This is a genomic window from Nocardioides palaemonis (assembly GCF_018275325.1).
GTDB lineage: Bacteria > Actinomycetota > Actinomycetes > Propionibacteriales > Nocardioidaceae > Nocardioides > Nocardioides palaemonis.
Map to the genome: position 1 here is coordinate 1874370 of NZ_JAGVQR010000001.1, position 17991 is coordinate 1892360.

At 73.7% G+C, this 17991-nt stretch carries 14 protein-coding genes; 11 read left to right on the forward strand and 3 right to left on the reverse strand.

All coding sequences use genetic code 11. The features are described from left to right. The first annotated feature begins 2 nt into the window (after nucleotides 1-2). Genes KDN32_RS09220 through pyrG form a run of 7 tightly spaced genes read left to right on the forward strand, consistent with a single transcriptional unit; the run spans nucleotide 3 to nucleotide 7620 of the window. Nucleotides 3-230 carry a hypothetical protein gene (locus KDN32_RS09220; RefSeq protein ID WP_211731693.1) on the forward strand — a complete coding sequence of 76 codons (228 nt, stop codon included), beginning with the start codon at nucleotides 3-5 and terminating at the stop codon, nucleotides 228-230. 6 nt (nucleotides 231-236) lie between these two features. Continuing rightward, nucleotides 237-1076 carry a TlyA family RNA methyltransferase gene (locus KDN32_RS09225; protein WP_211731694.1) on the forward strand — a complete coding sequence of 280 codons (840 nt, stop codon included), beginning with the start codon at nucleotides 237-239 and terminating at the stop codon, nucleotides 1074-1076. Then, nucleotides 1073-2029 (forward strand): NAD kinase, encoded by a 957-nt coding sequence (locus KDN32_RS09230; RefSeq protein ID WP_211731695.1) that lies wholly within the window; start codon nucleotides 1073-1075, stop codon nucleotides 2027-2029. The genes KDN32_RS09225 and KDN32_RS09230 overlap by 4 nt, the downstream gene beginning before the upstream one ends. Next, a complete protein-coding gene (recN, locus tag KDN32_RS09235; RefSeq protein WP_211731696.1) occupies nucleotides 2022-3806 on the forward strand; it encodes a DNA repair protein RecN in 1785 nt (594 codons plus the stop codon). Before KDN32_RS09230 ends, recN begins: the two co-directional genes overlap by 8 nt. 15 nt (nucleotides 3807-3821) lie before the next feature. Beyond that, the gene (steA, locus tag KDN32_RS09240; RefSeq protein ID WP_211731697.1) at nucleotides 3822-5021 is read left to right on the forward strand and encodes a putative cytokinetic ring protein SteA; all 1200 of its coding nucleotides are present in this window, start codon (nucleotides 3822-3824) and stop codon (nucleotides 5019-5021) included. Next, nucleotides 5018-5911: a copper transporter gene (locus tag KDN32_RS09245; protein WP_211731698.1), complete on the forward strand. Its 894-nt coding sequence runs from the start codon at nucleotides 5018-5020 to the stop codon at nucleotides 5909-5911. Before steA ends, KDN32_RS09245 begins: the two co-directional genes overlap by 4 nt. Nucleotides 5912-5922: 11 nt before the next feature. Further along, nucleotides 5923-7620: a CTP synthase gene (gene pyrG / locus KDN32_RS09250; protein ID WP_211731699.1), complete on the forward strand. Its 1698-nt coding sequence runs from the start codon at nucleotides 5923-5925 to the stop codon at nucleotides 7618-7620. Between the two features lie 128 nt (nucleotides 7621-7748). Here the strand turns inward: pyrG and pepN are convergent, their stop codons facing one another. Continuing rightward, nucleotides 7749-10202, reverse strand: a complete 2454-nt coding sequence (gene pepN, locus KDN32_RS09255) for an aminopeptidase N (protein ID WP_211731700.1) — start codon at nucleotides 10200-10202, stop codon at nucleotides 7749-7751. A gap of 45 nt (nucleotides 10203-10247) precedes the next feature. Between pepN and KDN32_RS09260 the strand changes: the two genes are divergently transcribed. The 4 genes from KDN32_RS09260 to KDN32_RS09275 all read left to right on the forward strand — a co-directional run bounded on the left by KDN32_RS09260 (nucleotide 10248) and on the right by KDN32_RS09275 (nucleotide 16152). Then, nucleotides 10248-10895, forward strand: coding sequence for an NUDIX domain-containing protein (locus tag KDN32_RS09260; RefSeq protein WP_211731701.1), 648 nt, complete (start codon nucleotides 10248-10250; stop codon nucleotides 10893-10895). A 64-nt stretch (nucleotides 10896-10959) separates the two neighbouring features. Beyond that, nucleotides 10960-12075: an alanine dehydrogenase gene (ald, locus tag KDN32_RS09265; RefSeq protein WP_211731702.1), complete on the forward strand. Its 1116-nt coding sequence runs from the start codon at nucleotides 10960-10962 to the stop codon at nucleotides 12073-12075. Nucleotides 12076-12082: 7 nt separating this feature from the next. After that, nucleotides 12083-13015, forward strand: coding sequence for a site-specific tyrosine recombinase XerD (gene xerD / locus KDN32_RS09270; RefSeq protein ID WP_211731703.1), 933 nt, complete (start codon nucleotides 12083-12085; stop codon nucleotides 13013-13015). A gap of 11 nt (nucleotides 13016-13026) precedes the next feature. Beyond that, entirely contained in the window at nucleotides 13027-16152 is a 3126-nt protein-coding gene (locus KDN32_RS09275) for an ATP-binding protein (protein WP_211731704.1), read from the forward strand. Here KDN32_RS09275 and KDN32_RS09280 read toward each other — a convergent pair. Both KDN32_RS09280 and KDN32_RS09285 read right to left on the reverse strand, forming a co-directional pair. Next, nucleotides 16136-16960, reverse strand: coding sequence for an ABC transporter permease (locus KDN32_RS09280; RefSeq protein WP_211731705.1), 825 nt, complete (start codon nucleotides 16958-16960; stop codon nucleotides 16136-16138). The genes KDN32_RS09275 and KDN32_RS09280 overlap by 17 nt on opposite strands. Further along, on the reverse strand, nucleotides 16957-17991 hold the full coding sequence (locus KDN32_RS09285) for an ATP-binding cassette domain-containing protein (protein WP_211731706.1): 1035 nt from the start codon (nucleotides 17989-17991) through the stop codon (nucleotides 16957-16959). Before KDN32_RS09285 ends, KDN32_RS09280 begins: the two co-directional genes overlap by 4 nt.

Sequence of the window (17991 nt, forward strand, 5' to 3'; positions counted from 1 at the left end):
CCATGGACGAAGCAGTCGAGAGCGGACGCGACCGCGTGCCTGCTGCGCCGCTGCCCGACCTCGAGCCCACGGGTGTCGAGTCCGTCGACCGCGTCCTGACCGAGGTGGCCGCACTGGCCGACCGCCCCGTGGCCGAGCACGTCGCGGTCTTCGAGGGAGCCCACGAGCAGCTGCGCCGTGCCCTCGACGCGACTCCCGCGAGCCCTGTGGCCGACGAGCGGGGTGCCTGAGCGACCGTGCCGCCACGCCGACTCCGCCTGGACCAGGAGCTGGTCCGCCGTGGCCTCGCCCGCTCGCGCGAGCACGCCAGCGAGCTCGTCGCCGCCGGACGGGTGACCGTGTCCGGCGCCGTGGCGAGCAAGCCCGCGACGGGCGTCACGACCGACGTCGCGATCGTGGTCCGCGACGACCCGGACCGGGTCGACTACGTGTCGCGCGGTGGCCACAAGCTGGCCGGCGCGCTGCGCGCGTTCGCTGCCCACGGGCTCGAGGTCGAGGGCAGCCGCTGCCTCGACGCGGGCGCGTCGACCGGTGGCTTCACCGACGTGCTCCTGCGCGCCGGTGCCCGCGAGGTCGTCGCGGTCGACGTCGGCTACGGCCAGCTCGCCTGGTCGCTGCAGAGCGACGAGCGGGTCGTCGTCCACGACCGCACCAACATCCGGGAGCTGACCCCGGAGGTCGTCGGGGAGCCCGTCGACCTCGTGGTCGGCGACCTCTCCTTCATCTCCCTGGCACTCGTGCTGGACCCGCTCCTCTCGGTCACCCGGGACGACGGCGCACTGGCCCTGATGGTCAAGCCGCAGTTCGAGGTCGGCAAGGAACGCGTGGGCAAGGGCGGGGTGGTCCGCGACCTCGCGCTCCGTGCCGAGGCTGTCACGTCGATCGCCGACCTCGCCGCGGAGCGCGGCTGGGGCGCCGTCGCCGTGACGGTCAGCCCGCTGCCCGGGCCGTCGGGCAACGTGGAGTTCTTCCTGCTGCTGCGACACGGGCCCGCGGCGATCGGTGCCGAGGACGTTCGTGCGGAGGTGGAGCGCGCCGCGTCGTTGGGGGTGGCGGGTGAGAGGGTGGACCCGTGACGACAGCCAGCCCCGGCCGCCGGGTACTCGTGCTCGCCCACACCGGCCGCGCCGAGGTGCGTGACGTCGCCCGTGCCTGCGTCGTCGCCCTCAACGAGCACGGCCTCGCCGTCCGGTTGCTGACGGACGAGGCGTCCGACCTCGGCCTGGTGCCGGAGGACGGTCGCATCGAGACGACCAGCGCCGCGTCCGGTCCGGGCGAGGGCTGCGAGCTCGCACTGGTGATCGGCGGCGACGGGACCATCCTGCGCGCGGCCGAGCTCACTCGCGAGACCAGCACGCCGTTGCTGGGCGTCAACCTCGGCCACGTGGGCTTCCTCGCCGAGGCCGAGCAGGAGGACGTCGAGTCCACCATCGCCGCGATCGTGCACCGCGCCTACACCGCCGAGGACCGGCTGACCCTCGATGTGCGGGTCCTGCAGGGCAAGGAGGTCGTGGCGTCGACCTTCGCCCTCAACGAGGCGTCGGTGGAGAAGGCGTCGCGCGAGCGGATGCTCGAGGTGGTCGTCGAGGTCGACGGGCGCCCGCTGTCGCGCTGGGGCTGCGACGGTGTGGTCTGTGCGACACCCACCGGCTCGACGGCCTACAACTTCAGCGCCGGTGGCCCGGTCGTGTGGCCCGAGGTCGAGGCGCTGCTGATGGTCCCGCTGAGCGCGCACGCGCTGTTCGCCCGTCCGATGGTGGTCGCTCCCACGTCGGTGCTCGCGGTCGAGGTGCTCTCGACCACGGTGAGCGCGGGCGTGCTGTGGTGCGACGGCCGGCGCACCGTCGAGCTCCGGCCGGGGGCACGGATCGAGGTCCGGCGCGGCGACCGGCCGGTGCGGCTGGTGCGGTTGCACCGGGCGCCCTTCACCGACCGCCTGGTCGCCAAGTTCGACCTCCCGGTCGACGGGTGGCGCGGCGCGGCGGAGCGCGAGCGGCGACGCCGGGACGGGGGCGAGAGCGATGCTTGAGGAGATCCGGATCAGCCAGCTCGGGGTCATCGACTCCTCGACCCTCGAGCTCGGCCCGGGCCTGACCGTCATCACTGGTGAGACGGGCGCAGGCAAGACCATGGTCGTGACCGCGCTCGGCCTCCTGCTGGGAGGCCGGGCCGACAGCGGTGCGGTGCGCTCCGGTGCCAGGCAGGCGCGGGTCGAGGGCGTCGTGTCGACCGCCGACGCGTCGTCCACGCTCGGGTCCTTCCGCGAAGCCGTCGAGGAGACCGGGGGAGAGGTCGAGGACGAGCAGGTCGTGCTCGCCCGCAACGTCGCCGCCCAGGGTCGCTCGCGCGCGTGGGTGGGAGGCGCGTCGGTCCCGGTGACGACCCTCGCGGAGGTGGCCGAGCCGCTCGTCGCCGTGCACGGGCAGTCCGACCAGCACCGGCTGCTGCGCTCCGGGGCCCAGCGGGCGGCGCTCGACCGGTTCGGCGGCCCGGCTCTCGCGGCGACCGCGGCGACGTACGCCGACCTCTGGGCCGAGCTGGCGCGCACCGAGCGCACCCTCGTCGAGGTCGTGGGCTCCGCGCGCGAGCGGGCGCGGGAGGCCGACCAGCTGCGCTTCGGCCTCGGCGAGGTGGAGGCGGTCGACCCGCAGCCGGGCGAGGACGCCGACCTGGCGGCCGAGGAGACCCGTCTGGGGTTTGCCGACACCCTGCGCACCGCCGCGGAGTCCGCACGCGAGGCACTCTCGAGCGAGGAGGGCGCGCCGGACGCGCTCGGCACGACGAGCGCCGCACGGCAGGCGCTCGAGGGGGTACGACAGCACGACCCGACGGCCGGGGAGCTCGCCGACCGGCTCGCCGAGCTCGGTCACCTGCTGGTCGACGTGGCGGGCGACGTCGCGTCGTACGCCTCGAGCCTCGACACCGACCCCGCCCGCCTGGCCGCCGTCTCGGAGCGGCGCGCGGCGCTCAGCGCGCTGACGCGGAAGTACGGCGACAGCATCGACGAGGTGCTCCTGTGGGCCGAGGACGGCGCCAAGCGGCTGCTCGACCTGGAGGACACCGACGGCCAGATCGCCGAGCTCGAGGAGCGTCGCGACGCGATCCGCGCGGAGCTGGGCACGCTCGCCGCGAAGCTGACGAAGCAGCGCGTGGCGGCAGCAAAGAAGCTCGGGAAGGCGGTCAGCGACGAGCTGACGTCGCTGGCCATGCCGCACGCGACCGTGACCATCGCGGTCTCGCAGGCCGAGGTACCGACGCCCACGACCCCGGCCGGACCGCAGCTCCTCGTCGACGGCCGGTGGGTGCGGGGGACCGCGCACGGCGTCGACGAGGTGGAGTTCCTGCTCGCCGCCAACACCGGCGCCGACGCCCGGCCCCTGCACAAGGGCGCCTCCGGCGGCGAGCTGTCCCGCGTGATGCTCGCGCTCGAGGTGTCCCTCGCCGAGACCGGGTCGGTGCCGACGTTCGTGTTCGACGAGGTGGACGCGGGTGTCGGCGGTCGGGCCGCCATCGAGGTGGGACGCCGGCTCGCGGCACTCGCCCGGTCCTCCCAGGTGCTGGTGGTGACCCACCTGCCGCAGGTCGCGGCGTACGCCGACCGCCACGTCGTGGTCCACAAGTCCAGCGACGGGTCGGTGACCACGTCGGGTCTCGTGACCCTCGACGAGGCCGACCGCGAGCGCGAGCTCTCGCGGATGCTGGCCGGGGTCGAGGACTCCGACAGTGCCCGCGCGCATGCCCGCGAGCTGCTCGACGCCGCCGCGCCCGAGCGGGCGTGCCTCCCCGAAGGGCAGGGTCGCGGCTGACACCATGGCGCGGTCATGAAGTTCGCAGTCCGCACCCGTCCAGCCCACGCCCTGCCCGGCGTCCAGGGGCCCGCCCGGCTCCACCGGCGCACCGCCGCGATCCTCGGCCGGCTCGCGCCGGGTGACGTCGCCGTCCTCGACCACCTCGACCTCGACCGCGAGACCGCCCAGGCCCTGGTCGACGCGGGCGTGGTGGGGGTCGTCAACGCCGGCCCGATGATCTCCGGGCGCTTCGCCAACCTCGGTCCCCAGCTGCTGGTCGAGGCCGGTGTGGTCGTCGTCGACAACGCGGGCGCCGAGGTCTTCGACCGGCTCAAGGACGGAACGACCGTCCGTCTCGACGCGGGTGTGGTGCACGCCGGTGACACCCTCGTCGCCACCGCGCGCGAGCTGACTCCGGAGCTGGTGCGCAGCGAGATGACGGCAGCCCGGAGCGGGCTCGCCGCCCAGCTCGAGAGCTTCACCCACAACAGCACCGAGTTCCTGCGCCGCGAGCAGGACCTGCTCCTGCACGGCCACGGCGTCCCGCGCACGGAGACCTCGATGGCCGGTCGGCCGGTCGTGGTCGTCGTGCGGTCGCACGGCTGGGAGACCGAGCTGCGCGGGATCAAGGCGTTCGTGCGCGAGCAGCGACCCGTCCTCATCGGGGTGGACCACGGCGCGGACGCGCTCGCCAGCGCCGGCCACCGTCCCGACGTCGTCGTGGTCACCGGGGGCACCGACGACCTGCCGAGCGGAGCGGTGCTGCGCAAGGCACGCGACGTGGTGGTGCTCGTCGAGCGCGACGCCCCGCGGAGCGTGACCGAGAACTTCGAGCGGATGGGCATCCGTCCGCTGCGCTTCGAGACCTCCGCGACGACCGAGGACGCCGCGCTGCTCCTCGCCGCCGCCCGCGAGCCCGCGCTCGTCGTCGGCGTCGGGATGCACGCCACGCTCGACGAGTTCCTCGACCGGCGTCGCTCCGGCCTCGCCAGCACCTTCCTGACCCGGCTCAAGCTCGGGCCAGACCTGGTCGACGCGGCCGCGATCCCACGCCTCTACGACGGCGCCGTCCGTCCGCGCCACCTGCTCGGCGCGGTCGTCGCGGGCGTGCTCGCCGTCGCCGCCGCGATCAGCGTGACGCCGGTCGGCCAGCAGTGGGTCGACGACGCCACCCCCGTCGTCTCCCGGACCACCTCCGACCTGCTCCACGACGTACGAGGACTGTTTTCGTGATCACCCTGCGCCACCACCTCCTGACCATCGTCGCCGTCTTCCTGGCGCTCGCGGCCGGCATCGTCCTCGGCGGCGGTCCGCTGTCCGACGTCGGCGCCTCGGTCGCGAGCTCGAGCCAGGACGAGCCCACGGCCGCCGCCGGTGACCAGCCCGGCGCCGCCTACGACGCGGCGTCGCTGGAGGCGCTCGCGCCCTCCTACGTCGCCGGACGGCTCGCCGAGCGGTCCGTCGCCGTGGTCAGCGTGCCGGGCGCCGACGAGCGGCTCGTGACCGCGCTCGCGGACGGCATCGCCGCAGCGGGCGGATCGGTCAGCGGGCGCTACACGCTCACCGACGAGCTGGTCGACCCCGGCCAGAAGTCGCTCGTCGACACCCTCGGCGCCCAGCTGGTCACCCAGCAGGTGAAGGACGCCGTACCGGCCGAGGCGTCGACCTACGACCGGATGGGCCAGCTCCTCGGCCTCGCCGTCGCGACGAAGACTCCGGAGGGCGACGAGGTCAGCGGCAAGTCGCGCGCGGTCGTGGAGGCCGTCGCCGGCGCCGGCCTGCTGGCCGAGCCCGGCGACGTCTCGCAGCGTGCCCCGCTGGTGCTCCTCGTCCTCGGGCCCGACGCGAACGACGAGGGTGCGGACGCCGTGATCGGCGGCCTCGCGCAGGGCCTGGGCGCGCAGGCCGCGGGTGTCGTGGTCGCCGGGACCACCGCGGACGGCGGCGCGGGCCAGCTCGGCCGCTTCCGTGCCACTCCGGCCGCCGCCACCGTGGCGACCGTCGACGGGATCGACACGCCGGCCGGCCGCCTCGCGACTCTTCTCACACTGCAGCGCTCCCTGAGCGCACCGGGCGGTGCCTTCGGTGCGTCGGGTGCGGACGGCGCCCTTCCTCTCGGGTAGGATCGAAGCCCGTGAAGAGCCCGACGCCGACCAAGCACGTATTCGTCACCGGAGGCGTCGCCTCCTCCCTCGGCAAGGGGCTCACGGCCTCCAGCCTGGGCAACCTGCTGAAGTCGCGCGGTCTGCGCGTGACGATGCAGAAGCTCGACCCGTACCTCAACGTGGACCCGGGCACGATGAACCCGTTCCAGCACGGCGAGGTCTTCGTGACCAACGACGGGGCCGAGACCGACCTCGACATCGGTCACTACGAGCGGTTCCTCGACACCGACCTCAACCAGATCGCGAACGTCACGACCGGGCAGGTCTACTCGACGGTGATCGCCAAGGAGCGCCGCGGCGACTACCTCGGCGACACGGTGCAAGTGATCCCGCACATCACCAACGAGATCAAGGACCGGATCCTCGCCATGGGCGGTCCGGACATCGACGTGGTCATCACCGAGGTCGGCGGCACCGTCGGCGACATCGAGTCGCTGCCGTTCCTCGAGGCCGCGCGCCAGACCCGCCACGAGATCGGGCGCGACAACTGCTTCTTCATCCACGTCTCGCTGGTGCCCTACATCGGCCCGTCGGGCGAGCTGAAGACCAAGCCGACCCAGCACTCGGTCGCCGCGCTCCGCTCGATCGGCATCCAGCCCGACGCGATCGTGTGCCGCGCGGACCGCGAGCTGCCCGAAGGCATCAAGCGCAAGATCGCGCTGATGTGCGACGTCGACGACGACGCCGTCGTGACCGCCGCGGACGCGCCGTCGATCTACGACATCCCCAAGGTGCTCCACCGCGAGGGCCTCGACGCGTACGTGGTGCGTCGCCTCGACCTGCCCTTCCGCGACGTCGACTGGACCACGTGGGACGACCTGCTGCGCCGGGTGCACCACCCGTCGGAGGAGGTCACGGTCGCGCTGGTCGGCAAGTACATCGACCTGCCCGACGCCTACCTCTCCGTCAGTGAGGCGCTGCGCGCCGGTGGCTTCGCGCACGAGGCCAAGGTCAACATCCGCTGGGTCGCCTCCGACACGTGCGACACCGAGGCCGGTGCCGCCAAGCAGCTCGGCGACGTCGACGCGGTGCTGGTGCCCGGCGGCTTCGGCGTGCGCGGGATCGAGGGCAAGCTCGGCGCGCTGCGCTACACCCGCACCCACGGCATCCCGACGCTGGGGCTGTGCCTGGGCCTGCAGTGCATGGTGATCGAGTACGCCCGCAACGTCGCGGGCCTCGAGAAGGCCGGGTCCACCGAGTTCGACCCGGACACGGTCGAGCCGGTCATCTCCACGATCGAGGAGCAGAAGAAGTACGTCGAGGGTGCCGGCGACCTCGGCGGCACGATGCGCCTGGGCCTGCAGAAGGCGGAGCTCGCCGAGGGCAGCGTCGTGCGCGGTGCTTACGGTTCCGGCACGGTCGAGGAGCGGCACCGCCACCGCTACGAGTTCAACGACGCCTACCGCGAGACCCTCGCCGAGGCCGGGCTGGTCTTCTCCGGCGTCAACCCCGAGCTCGGGCTGGTCGAGTTCGTCGAGCTGCCCGCCGACGTCCACCCGTACTACGTCGCGACCCAGGCGCACCCCGAGCTGCGCTCGCGTCCGACCCGCCCGCACCCGCTCTTCGCCGGTCTGGTCGGTGCGGCCATCGAGCGTCAGCGCTCCGAGCGCTTCCCGCTCGACGAGTCGGGCCTGCGCCGCAAGGACGAGTCGCCCGCCGACGCCTGACGCCCGTACGGCCGGACTTGTCAGGCTCTTCCTGAACATGTCAGGCCGTGCACGGCCTGACATGTTCAGCGATCCCCGGTCAGCCGGGGATCGCTGAAAGGGCGCGAGGAAGCGCCCGGTCGGCCCGGTCAGAGGCGGCGGGCGGCGAGGACCCGGCCGAGCACGAACGAGTTCGAGCGCAGCTGGTTGCGGGCGTAGGCCATCAGGCTGGTGTCGTCGGCCGCGGCCTCCGCGGCGGCGAGGAAGGTCTCGTCGCCGGCGCCGAGGGGGTACATCGCCCGGATGGTGAGGCCCTGGTTGAGCAGGCCGCCCTTGAGCATGTGCAGCTCGTCGAGGTAGCGGTGGGTGAAGGGCGCGAGCAGCTCCGCCTGGCCGGGACGCCAGAAGGTGGAGCCGAGCACGAGCGTCTCGCGGCTGGCGGGGACGGCGTAGTCGACGAAGAACGCCTTCCAGACCTCCTCCTTCGCCTCCACCGTGGGATGGGCCGCGAGCACCGCGAGGCGGCGCATCCCGGCGTCGGGGTCCGGGTCGGACTCGAGCAGCCGCGCCACCCGGTCCTCGTCGAGGTCGCCGAGCTCGGAGCGGCGCACGGCGCACCGCCACGCGAGGTCGAGGTCGGTGGCCTGCTCGACCGCGCGGTCGAGCACGGCCCAGTGTTCGTCGGTCGAGGCGGACGCCGCGAGCGTGCGCAGGGCGGCCTGCCGGGCGTCGGGGACGTCGACGAGGCCCACGACGGCGTCGGCCAGCGCGCGCAGGAGGGCGGGTGACTCGGTGGCCGGTGCCCACCGGTCGGCGACGAGCAGCGCCTGGGCGAGGAACGGCTCGACGAGCGCCGGGCTGGTCTCCGAGGCGAGCGCGCGGGTGAGCGCGGCGGCCACGTCGCGCGGGGCCACGTCACCGAGCAGCAGCAGCTGGCCGGCGGTCGCGGCGACGAGGGACCGGTCCAGCGGGTCGTCGAGCTGGTCGATCCGCTCCAGCATCAGCCGCAGGGAGTCGGCGTCGGGCTTGACCGCGGCGAAGGTGAGGTCGCCGGCGTTGAGCAGGCGCAGGTCGCCGGCGGGCAGGTCGACCGGCGTCGAGGTGCCGCCGATCTCCACCGACGTCCGCCCGACGGGGGACAGGCCCTCGTCGGTGGCGTCGAACACCGCGACGTCGAGGCGGTGCGGGCGGGGCTCCTGCCCGTCGGGCGTCTCGACGACGAGGGTGTCGCCCTCCAGGGAGATCACGTCGGTGCCGGCCTCGTCGAGCCACGCCTTCGTCCACGCCGACAGGTCGCGGCCGGACGCGCGCGAGTAGCAGTCCATCAGGTCGTCGAGGCGGGTGTTGGTGAAGGCGTAGCGCGCGAAGTAGTCGCGCAGGCCCTCGACGAAGGCGTCCTCGCCGATGTAGGCGACGAGCTGGTGGAGCACGCTCTGGCCCTTGACGTAGGTGATCGCGTCGAAGTTCGACATCGCCGACGACACGTCGGCCACGTCGCCGCGGATGGCGTGGCGCGCGGGGCTCATGTCCATCTCGTACGCAGTGCGCTTGCCGGCGGCGAGGAAGGTGGCCCACTGGTCGGTGAACTCGCTGGCACCGGCCATGCCCCAGTTGGCGGCCCACGACGCGAACGCCTCGTTGAGCCACAGGTCGTCCCACCACTGCATGGTCACCAGGTCCCCGAACCACATGTGGGCCATCTCGTGGAAGATGAACTCCGCGCGGACGCCCCGCTGGGCGTGGGTCGGGGGAGTGCGGAAGAGCTGGCCGTCGCCGTAGGTGACGCAGCCCCAGTTCTCCATGGCCCCGCCGAGGTTCGGCACGAAGACCTGGTCGTAGCGCTCCTGCGGGAACGGACAGGCGAACCGCTCGCCGAAGAACGCGAGGCCCTGGCGGGTCAGGGTGACCAGCTCGTCGAGGTCGCGCTCGAGCACCGGCACCAGGGACTGGCGGCAGTAGAAGCCGAGGTCGTGGCCGTCGTGCTGGCGGCGCACCTCGTGGAAGGGGCCGGCGTTGACGACCACGACGTAGGTCGACAGGCGCGGGGTGTCGGGGTAGGTCCACACGCGGGCGTCGCCGTCCTCCGCGTCGACGACCGACTCGGGGGCGCCGTTGGAGGTCACCAGCCACGAGGACGGGGCGGTGACGACGAAGCGGTGCGGCGCCTTGAGGTCGGGCTGGTCGAAGCAGGCCCACACCCGGCGCGCCTCGTCAGGCTCCAGGCTGGTCCAGACGTAGACGAGCTTGTCGGTCGGGTCGACCGTGCGCAGGATCCCCTCGCCGGACGAGGTGTTGGTGGTGGACGCCTCGACGACGAGCACGTTGTCGGCGGCCAGCGCGGGCAGCGGCAGCCGGCCGTCGGCGCAGGCCGAGACGTCGAGGTCGGCGCCGTTGAGGGTCGCGCGCGCGACGTCCATCGCGACGTCGACGAAGGTCGTGGCGCCCGGCTCGGAGCAGGTGAACGTGATCGTGCTCCGCGAGGCGAACAGCTCGCCCTCGAGCAGCCCGGTCATGTCGACCTCGATGTCGTAGCGCTGCACCTCCAGCAGCGCGGAGCGGGCGGCGGCTTCGTCCTGGGTCAGGCTCGACAACGTCAACGTCATGAAGGTGACGCTACTCACTCCGGGCGCCGCGCTAGCGTGCGGGGCATGACCGACCCGAGCGCTGGACCTCCCGTCGACGCGATCTCCGACCGTCCGCAGACGTGGCCGGTGGTCTCGACGCGCGACCTGCACCGCGACGACTGGGTGGTCGCGCTGCGTGAGGACGTGATCACCCGGCCCGGCCACCCGGAGCAGTTCAGCAGGGTCAGCCTCGAGCACCCGGGAGCGGTCGTGGTCCTCGCCGTCGACGACGACGAGCGCGTGATGTGCCTGCGGCAGTACCGCCACACCACCGCCCACGAGTTCGTCGAGCTGCCGGCCGGCCTGCGGGACGCCGGCGACGAGCCCGCGGTCGAGACGGCGAAGCGCGAGCTGCGCGAGGAGGTCGAGCTGGAGGCGTCGAGCTGGCGGCGGCTGCTGAGCACGTACGCCAGCGCGGGGATCAGCGAGGAGGTGCACGAGATCTTCCTCGCCCGGGGCCTCACCCACGCGCCCCGCGGCGACTTCGAGATGCGGCACGAGGAGGCGGAGATGGAGCGCTTCTGGGCGCCGTTCGCCGACCTCCTCGACGCGGTGCTCGAGGGCCGGGTCCGGCAGGGTCCGCTGGTCCAGGCGGTGCTCGCCTACGAGGTGCACCGGCAGCGCGGGACCCTCGACGCCCCCTCCCCGTCGGCGGGGGCGGATCGGGAGTAGTCTCGCTCCCGCTGTGAGGCGAGCCACACCCGTGGCCCCTCTCTGATCCCTAGGAGCAAGGCAGATGAAGGTCGGAGTCCCGAAGGAAGTCAAGAACCGCGAGTACCGCGTGGCCCTGACCCCGATCGGTGTCCACGAGCTGGTCCAGCACGGTCACGAGGTCGTGATCGAGAAGTCCGCCGGTGTCGGCTCGCAGATCCCCGACGAGGAGTACGTCGCGGCGGGCGCCACGATGCTCGACTCCGCGGACGACGTGTGGGGATCCGCGGACATGATCCTCAAGGTCAAGGAGCCCGTCGCCGAGGAGTACGCGCGGATGCGGGAGGGCCAGACCCTCTTCACCTACCTCCACCTCGCCGCCGACAAGCCCCTCACCGAGGAGCTGATCAGCCGCAAGGTGACCGGCATCGCCTACGAGACGGTGCAGCTGCCGTCCGGCGGGCTGCCGCTGCTCTACCCGATGTCCGAGGTCGCGGGCTGCCTCGCGCCCCAGGTCGGGGCGTACTCGCTGATGAAGGCCAACGGCGGCCGCGGCGTCCTGATGGGCGGCGTCGGCGGCGTGGCCAACGCGAAGGTCGTCATCATCGGCGCCGGCGTCTCGGGCCAGAACGCCGCGAACATCGCGCTCGGCATGGGCGCCGACGTCACGCTGCTCGACACCGACCTGGACAAGCTGCGGATGTCGTTCTGGCGCTACAACAACCGCGTCCACGGCCTCGCGTCCTCCAAGCTCGCCATCGAGCAGCAGGTCATGGAGGCCGACATGGTCATCGGCGCCGTGCTGATCCCCGGCGCGGCCGCGCCCAAGCTGGTCACCAACGACCTCGTGTCGCGGATGAAGCCGGGCTCCGTGCTCGTCGACATCGCGATCGACCAGGGTGGCTGCTTCGAGGACTCCCACGCCACCACGCACGACGACCCGACCTACGAGGTCCACAACTCGGTGTTCTACTGCGTGGCCAACATGCCGGGCGCGGTGCCGAACACCTCGACCTACGCGCTGACCAACGCGACGCTGCCCTACGCCGTCGCGCTGGCCGACAAGGGCTGGAAGCAGGCGCTGCGCGACGACCGCAGCCTCGCGCTCGGCCTCAACACCCACGACGGCCACCTCACCAACGCGCCCGTCGGCACCGCGGTCGGCATCGAGTCGGTGGACCTGGACAGCGTCCTGGGATGATCCCGGGGTGAGTGCGGGGGCCACACCGGGACGAGCCGCCAGGACCTACCTCGACCACCTCGCGGTCGAGCGGGGCCTGGCGGCCAACACCCTCAGCTCCTACCGGCGCGACCTGGCTCGCTACCAGGAGTTCCTGGACGGGCAGGGCGTCGACGACCTGGACGCCGTCACCGAGGCGACGGTGACGGCGTTCCTGGTGAGCCTGCGCGAGGGCAGCGAGGGCCACCCGCCGCTGAGCGCGACCTCGGCGGCGCGCACGGTCGTCGCGGTCCGCGGCTTCCACAAGTTCGCGGTCTCCGACGGGCTGGCCGCCGCCGACCCGGCCGCGGCGGTGAAGCCACCGTCGCCGACCAAGCGCCTGCCGAAGGCGCTGCCGCTCGCGGACGTCGAGGCGATCCTGGACGCCGCCGGCGCGCCGGAGACGGTGCTGGCGCTGCGCGACCGGGCGCTGCTGGAGGTGCTCTACGGCACCGGCGCGCGGATCTCGGAGGCCGTCGGCCTCGACGTCGACGACCTCGACACGGTCGACGGCACGGTGCTGCTGCGCGGCAAGGGTGGCAAGGAGCGGCTGGTGCCGGTCGGCGGGTACGCCCGCGAGGCGGTGGCGGCCTACGTCGCCCGCGCCCGGCCCGAGCTCGTCGGCTCCGGACGCGGGGGACCGGCGATGTTCCTCAACTCCCGCGGCGGACGGCTCTCGCGACAGAGCGCGTGGGCGGTGCTCGTGAAGGCGGCCGAGCGGGCCGGCGTGACCGCGTCGGTCTCGCCGCACACGCTGCGGCACTCCTTCGCGACCCACCTCCTCGACGGCGGCGCCGACGTCCGCGTCGTGCAGGAGCTGCTCGGGCACGCGTCGGTGACCACGACGCAGGTCTACACGCTCGTGACGGTCGACAACCTGCGCGAGGTGTTCGCCACGGCGCACCCGCGGGCCCGCGAGTGACCGGATCGCCGGTGCGGCTGCGCCTCCTGGACGCCCCGACCTGGGCCGGCGCCCCCATCGTCGGCGCCCGCCCGCAGGCGCTGCTCGCCGCGCTGGTTCTCGAGCCGCGCGGGCTGAGCGTGGCCCAGCTGGTCGAGCAGGTGTGGGAGGACGAGCCGCCGGCCAACCCGGGCAAGGCGCTCCAGGTCCTGGTCTCGCGGGTCCGCGCGGCGACCTCCCCGGACGTGGTGGACCTGACCCCCACCGGCTACCGCCTCGGCCTCGAGCCGACCGAGGTCGACGTGCTGGCGCTCGGCCTGCAGGTCGGCGCGGCGCGCGACGCGCTGCGCGAGGGAGACGCCGTCCGGGCGGCGGTGCTGGCCGAGGAGGCCCGCGGCTGGCCCGACCCCGACCCCGAGGGCGCCGCCGGCCCGCTCGGCCGCCTGCGGTCGCTCGCCGGACGGACGGCGGATGCCGCCGACGACCTGCTCGGGCGCGCGCTCGGACGTCAGGGCCGCCACGTCGAGGCGCTGCCGCTCCTCGAGGCGGCCGCCGGGCGCTGGACCGACGACTCCGCGGTGCTGGCCGACCTGCTGCGCACGGTCGCCGCAGTCGGGGGTCCGGCCGTCGCGCTCGGGAGGTACGAGGCGTACCGGAGCGACCTGGCCTCCCGGCTCGGCGTCGACCCCGGCCCCGAGCTCCAGCGCCTGCACCGCGAGCTGCTCGCCGCGGACCGTCCGGTGCGCACGGGCGTCGACCTCGGCACAGGTGACCTGCTCGGACGGACCGAGGACCTCGCCCGGATCCGGGCAGGTCTGGCGACGGGCCGCCTCACCACCATCGTGGGACCGGGCGGCATCGGCAAGACGAGCGCGGCGCAGCTCGTCGCGCGGGAGTCCCCGCTGGCGCGGGTCCACGTCGTCGAGCTGGTCGGCGTCGGCACCGGCGACGACGTCGTCGCGGCGGTCGGCGCCGCGCTGGGCGTCCGCGGCTCGGTCACCACGCGGCTCGCCCTCACCCCGGCCCAGCAGGCCGACGTGAGGGGTCGCCTCGTGCAGGAGCTCGACCAGGGCCCGACCCTGCTGGTCCTCGACAACTGCGAGCACGTCCTGGAGCCGGTCGCCTCGCTGGTCGCCTTCCTGCTCGCCTCGACGCGTGACCTCGTCGTCCTCACCACCAGCCGCGCACCGCTGCGGCTCGCCGCCGAGCGGGTGGTGCCGCTGACCCAGCTCGCCGGTGAGGATGCCGCCGAGCTGTTCGTGCGGCGTGCGCGTGCGGTGCGCCCCGACGCGGGACTCGACCCGGACGCGGTGCGTGCGGTGGTCGAGCGGCTCGACGGTCTGCCGCTGGCGGTGGAGCTGGCCGCGGCGCGGATCCGCACGATGACCCTGTCGGAGGTGGCGGCCGCCCTCGACGACCGGTTCGCCACGCTGCGCAGCCGCGACCGCAGCACCCCCGACCGGCACCGCACGCTCGAGGCGGTCATCGGGTGGTCGTGGGACCTGCTCGCGCCCGACGAGCAGCGCGCCCTCGCCTGGCTGTCGGTGTTCCAGGACGGCTTTGACCGCGCGGCTGCCGTGAGCGTCCTCGGGCCGGACGGCTCCGACCTCGTCGACGTCCTCCTGGAGCAGTCGCTGCTGGTGCTCACCGAGGACGCCGGCACCGCGCGGCTGCGCGCGCTGGAGACGATCCGCGAGTACGCCGCGGCCCGGCTGGCCGGCAGCGGCAGCGCGGACCAGGCCGCGGGGGCGCAGCGCCGGTGGGCCCTCGGCCTGGCCGACCGGTGCCGCGACCTCGTGGTCGCGGCCGACCAGGCCGACCTCGTGGACGTCCTCGTGCGCGAGCAGAACAACCTCACCGACGTGCTGCGCCACGGACTCGGGACGGGCGACCGACCGCTCGTGGCCCGTCTGGTCGCCCTGCTGGGCAGCCTGTGGACCATCACCGGCGACCAGCCCCGCGTCTTCGCGGTCTGCGACGCCGCAGCGGAGGTGCTGACCGGGTGGGACGTGCCGGACGACCTGCGCCGCGACGCCCAGGAGGCCGCCGGCGTGCTGATGATCCACCTCAGCTGGATGCCCGGGGTGGAGCTGGGCGGGCTCCGCCACCTGCTGCTCCAGGGCGGCGCTCCGGAGGGGACGTGGGCCCTCATCGCGCACACGGTCCACGTGGACGACGGCCCGGCCACCGTCCGGCTCGCGGAGGTGGCGGCCGGCCAGTCGCGTCCCGAGCTGGCTGGCGCGCTGCTGCTGTGGGCGGCGATCGTCGCCGAGAACGACGGCGACGTCGAGGTCGCGCGCACCCATGCCGAGGCGGCTCTGGCCCACCGGCTCCCCCCGTACCTCGAGGCGTCGGTGCACGCCGAGCTCAGCCAGCTCGCGATGGCGGTCGGCGACCACCACCGGGCGGCGCGGCATGCCGAGGTGGCGTGGCCGCTGCTGGAGCGCATGCACGCCGTCACCGACGCCTACAGCCTCCAGGTCGCCACCGCGATCTCGCCGCTGCTGGAGGGCCGGGTCGAGGAGGCGGAGGCCATCCTCGACCGGTTCGGTCCGCCTGCAGGGGACACGGCCCAGACCGGTGCCCGGATGACGTGGCTGGTCGCACGGGCGGAAGTGGCCCTCGCGCGCGGCCGGCTCGACGAGGCGATCCGCGGCTACGACGCCGTGGTGGACATGGCCACCGACACCGTCGCGGGGGCGGGACCCGTCGCATCGCCCTGGGTGGCGCTCGCGGCGTCCGCGGCGCTGGTGGGCCGCGTCCGGCACGGGACCGACGACCCGGACCCGCGGGCCGACGAGCTGCGCGACCTCGTGGTCGCAGACGGCGGACCCGTGGCGGGGTCGCTCTGGTTCACCGACCTGCCGCTCAACGGCGTGCTGCTCGTCGCGTTGGCTGCGTGGACCCTGCGGTTCGGGCCCGACGACCAGCACGACGACGCCGCGCTGCTGCTCGCGGTGGCGCACCGCTGGGCCTACAACCGCAGCATCCCGGTGATGGCGTGGGAGCCGCTCGTGGAGCTGGCCGACGCCCGCGTCCCGGGGCGGGTCGGCGCGCTCGTCGCGGAGCTCGCCGACCGTCCGGGACCGGGCCTCGTGGGGGAGACCGCCGCCATCGTCGACCGGCTGCGGCGGGCCTGGATCACATCCGCCGGTTGAAGGCCCGCACCGAGAGCGGCGCGAAGATCGCGATGACCACCGCGCAGCCGACGAACGCCCACCCCACGTCGGCGGTCACCGCTCCCTCGTTGGCGAGGTCGCGGATCGCGGAGATGACCAGCGAGACCGGGTTGACCTCGGCGAAGGCGCGCAGCGGGCCGGGCATCGTGCCGGTCGGGACGAACGCGTTGGAGAGGAAGGTCAGCGGGAACATCACGAGCAGCGAGATCCCCTGCACGCCCTGGGCGTTGCGGCCGAGGATGCCGAAGAGCGTGAAGATCCACGCCAGCGACCATCCGGCGACCATCGCGAGCACGATCGCTCCGGCGACGCCCAGGATCCCGCCACCGGGGCGGTAGCCGATCGCGATGCCGACGACGAAGGTCAGCACCGACGCGATGAAGTAGCGCAGCAGGTCGGCCACCATCGGTCCCGCGAGCGGCGCGATGCGCGAGATCGGCAGCACCTTGAAGCGGTCGAAGACGCCGGTGTCCATGTCCGTGCGGAGCTGGACGCCGGTGGCGACGCAGGCGGTCAGCACCGTCTGGCCGATCAGGCCGGGGATGATCAGCGGCAGGTAGCTGCCGACGTCGCCGGAGATCGCGCCGCCGAAGATGTAGGCGAACATCGCGGTGAAGACCAGCGGCTGGATGGTGACGTCGAACATCACCTCGAGGCTGCGGCGCATCTTCATGGTCGCGCGCCACGCCAGGGTCAGGGTCTGGCTCACGGTGTCTGCGAGGGTGACCCGCTCGTCGGCGGTGCCGGTCTGGTGCTCGGTGGGGTCGGTGACGGTCACGGCGCTCATCGGGCTGCCTCCATGGTCTGGTCGTCGTGTGCGGCGTCGGTGTGGTCAGCGGCACCGGGCTCGGGGTCCGTGGTGGTGTCGTGCCCCGTGAGGGCGAGGAAGACCTCGTCGAGCGAGGGCTTCTGGACCGTCACCGACTCGATCGCGATGCCGCGGTCGCGGAGCGCGACGAGGACGTCGACGGCCTGGTCGGTGCGGGTGAGGGGGACGTTGACGCGGCGGGCCTCGGGCGTCAGGACGGCTTCCTCCCGGACCAGCCGGCGGGCCTCCTCGGCGACGACGGCGAGGTCGCCCGGGTCGGCGAGCTGGAGCTGGAGCGTGGACTGGCCCACCGACGACTTGAGCTCGTCGGCGGTGCCCTCGGCGACCTTGACGCCGCGGTCGATCACCGCGATGCGGTCGGCGAGCTGGTCGGCCTCGTCGAGGTACTGCGTGGTGAGGAGCACCGTGCAGCCGCTGCGGACCAGGTCGCGGATGGTGTCCCACATCTGCCCGCGGGTGCGCGGGTCGAGGCCGGTCGTGGGCTCGTCGAGGAAGATCAACGGTGGGCGGGTGAGCAGGCTGGCGGCGAGGTCGAGCCGGCGGCGCATGCCGCCGGAGAACGCCGAGATCGGCTTCTTCGCCGCCTCGGTGAGGTCGAACTGCTCGAGCAGCTCGGCGCCGCGGGTGCGAGCCTCGGTGCGGCCGATGCCCTGGAGCCGCGCGAACAACCAGAGGTTCTCGGTGGCGGTGAGGTTCTCGTCGACCGACGCGTACTGGCCGGTGACGCCGAGGAGGCGGCGTACGGCGTGGGGCTCGGTGCGCACGTCGCGGCCGAAGACCGCGGCGTCGCCCTCGTCGATGTGGAGGAGGGTGGCGAGCATCCGGAGCATGGTCGTCTTGCCGGCGCCGTTGGGCCCGAGGACGCCGAAGACCTCGCCGCGGGCGACCTCGAGGTCGATGCCGTCGACGGCGCGCTGGCCGCCGAACTGCTTGACGAGCCCGCGGGCAAGCACGGCCGGCTCGCGGCCGGTGTGGGTGTGGGTGGTCAT